The following is a 1,845-nucleotide window of genomic DNA, read 5'->3' on the forward strand; positions in this document are numbered from 1 at the left end:
GAAGTTACTGCCGGCCTTATTGCTTATACATTCCAACCTAAAAAACCGAGCTTGAATCTACGGGATAATGAAATCGCTATTTTTAAACGAAGCTGAGGTAATTTAACAATAGTCACCGAAGCAACACAGGCGATCAGAATGCCAAGGTTATAAGGTAGACGAGCGCACAACACCCATACCGCCAGCGCAACCAATGAAACAGCCAGATTGCGAGGCACCTTCAGATAGGGAACTAGCATGGCGACAAATGTGGCGTAGGCAATAAATTCCAGCCCCCAAGCAGACGCAAAAGCTGACAACATATCGCCGAGAAACAGCCCGATAGCGGTGCCTATGATCCAGTTAAAATAAAAAATCAGCACACAACTCATAAAATAACCTCAACTTTGTTTAAGCATCACCATTTCATGGTCACGTAAACCTAAGCTCGGCTTTTTCGGCTGGAATGTATAAGCAATCAGTCCTGATACTATTTCCAGTAAAAAGCCGACTATGCTTCGGTGCCTTGAATGCTCTATCTGAGAAATATTTTTCAATTGGTCATTCACCGGTTGAGTAGACCGCGGGAACTGCCCCCGCAGCCTCTCGCAGAACGGTACGTGAGCCTCTCGACTCATACCGCTCCCATCAAGCAAACGTGCCTGTCATTCCTGCCCGCCAATGGGCAAACAACCCCTGATGCTGCTTTGCAATCCTTTGAAGCAGTTTTGAAGCCTGGATTTTATGCCTGCCCAGTGCCTTGTACTTTCGTCTGGCCCAGCGCACTAATGCTTTGTTGAGTTGCCTGAATACCTTATACAGCTCTGAACGACAAAATTGACCATAATAGCTCAACCATCCACTTATCATGGGATTTAGCCAGTTTGCCATCTGTGTTAAGTTCAGCTCTGTCCGCATTCGGATCTTCAACTTGCGAATTTTGAATCTCATGGCCTTTTGCGCCGTTTTGCTGACTGCTGGCGTAAAACTCACAAACAGGCTGTTCCTTTTGCGGTTCTTCACCAATCTTGGCCTGAATGTGTATCCAAGGAAATCGAAACTGATGTGTTCATACCTGCCCTTTCGGTCCCCATCCTTGCAGTAGGCAATCCGGGTTTTGTCCGGGTGCAGTTCCAGTCCACACTCACTGAAACGTCGCTCCCGTATTTTCCGTATTTCTCTGGCCTGAGCTTCATTCTGACAGTGAACCAGACCATCATCGGCATAACGACACCACTTCAGCCGGAGATGATGCTTTTGCATCCACTTGTCGAACACATAACGAACACATAATGCAGGAACAGATTTGCCAGCACCGGGCTGATAACTCCTCCCTGTGGGGTGCCTTTCTCCCGGAATAACACCTCACCATGGCATTTCATCGGTGCAGTTAGCCAGCGTTCGATGTACAGACAGATCCACGGGCTGTTTGTATGTTTCCTCACGGATTTCATGAGTAAATCATGAGGAATATTGTCAAACAAGCCCTTGATATCGAACTCCAATACCCAATCTTGCTGCCAGCATCGCTGCCTTGTTACTCTGATGGCCTCAATTGCCGATTTATTCGGTCGGTAGCCATAAGGATCCGGCAGAAAATGAGGCTCAACAAGCGGTTCGAAATGAAGCCTGACCACCATTTGCGCCACGCGATCCGCAACCGTGGGAATACCCAGCAGACGTTCACCTCCCGACTTCTTGGGAATAGCGACACCTTTCACTGGGGGTGGATAATAACTGCCCGATGATAAGCGGTTCCAGAGTTTGGGTCGTGACTCCAATAGTTAGATTGCCCTATAAAGAATAGTATTCCCGTTCGATGAAAGTCCCTATCACCTTATCGTGCATCTCCTCTGATTTGGAATA

Annotated in this window: 2 protein-coding genes and 2 pseudogenes; 1 reads left to right on the forward strand and 3 read right to left on the reverse strand. The window is 47.6% G+C overall.

Going from position 1 to position 1,845, the window contains the following annotated elements; translation table 11 throughout:
• Positions 1–96, forward strand: a pseudogene (locus Xentx_RS20275) (IS982 family transposase); the annotation flags it as partial.
• A 284-nt stretch (positions 97–380) separates the two neighbouring features.
• On the opposite strand, the pseudogene Xentx_RS17955 reads toward Xentx_RS20275, so the two are convergent.
• The 3 genes and pseudogenes from Xentx_RS17955 to Xentx_RS19765 all read right to left on the reverse strand — a co-directional run.
• Positions 381–554, reverse strand: a pseudogene (locus Xentx_RS17955) (IS982 family transposase); the annotation flags it as partial.
• A 73-nt stretch (positions 555–627) separates the two neighbouring features.
• Positions 628–1,242, reverse strand: coding sequence for a group II intron maturase-specific domain-containing protein (locus tag Xentx_RS19760; RefSeq protein WP_244149907.1), 615 nt, complete (start codon positions 1,240–1,242; stop codon positions 628–630).
• Positions 1,218–1,760 (reverse strand): reverse transcriptase domain-containing protein, encoded by a 543-nt coding sequence (locus tag Xentx_RS19765; protein ID WP_244149908.1) that lies wholly within the window; start codon positions 1,758–1,760, stop codon positions 1,218–1,220. Before Xentx_RS19765 ends, Xentx_RS19760 begins: the two co-directional genes overlap by 25 nt.
• Between the last annotated feature and the right edge of the window lie 85 nt (positions 1,761–1,845).

The organism is Xenorhabdus thuongxuanensis, from assembly GCF_001908095.1.
Lineage (GTDB): Bacteria > Pseudomonadota > Gammaproteobacteria > Enterobacterales > Enterobacteriaceae > Xenorhabdus > Xenorhabdus thuongxuanensis.

What these genes read in the sequence shown, in the direction of transcription:
- Xentx_RS19760 (WP_244149907.1), bottom strand. Translation starts at nt 1,242, where the DNA reads ATGCAAAAGCATCATCTCCGGCTGAAGTGGTGTCGTTATGCCGATGAT.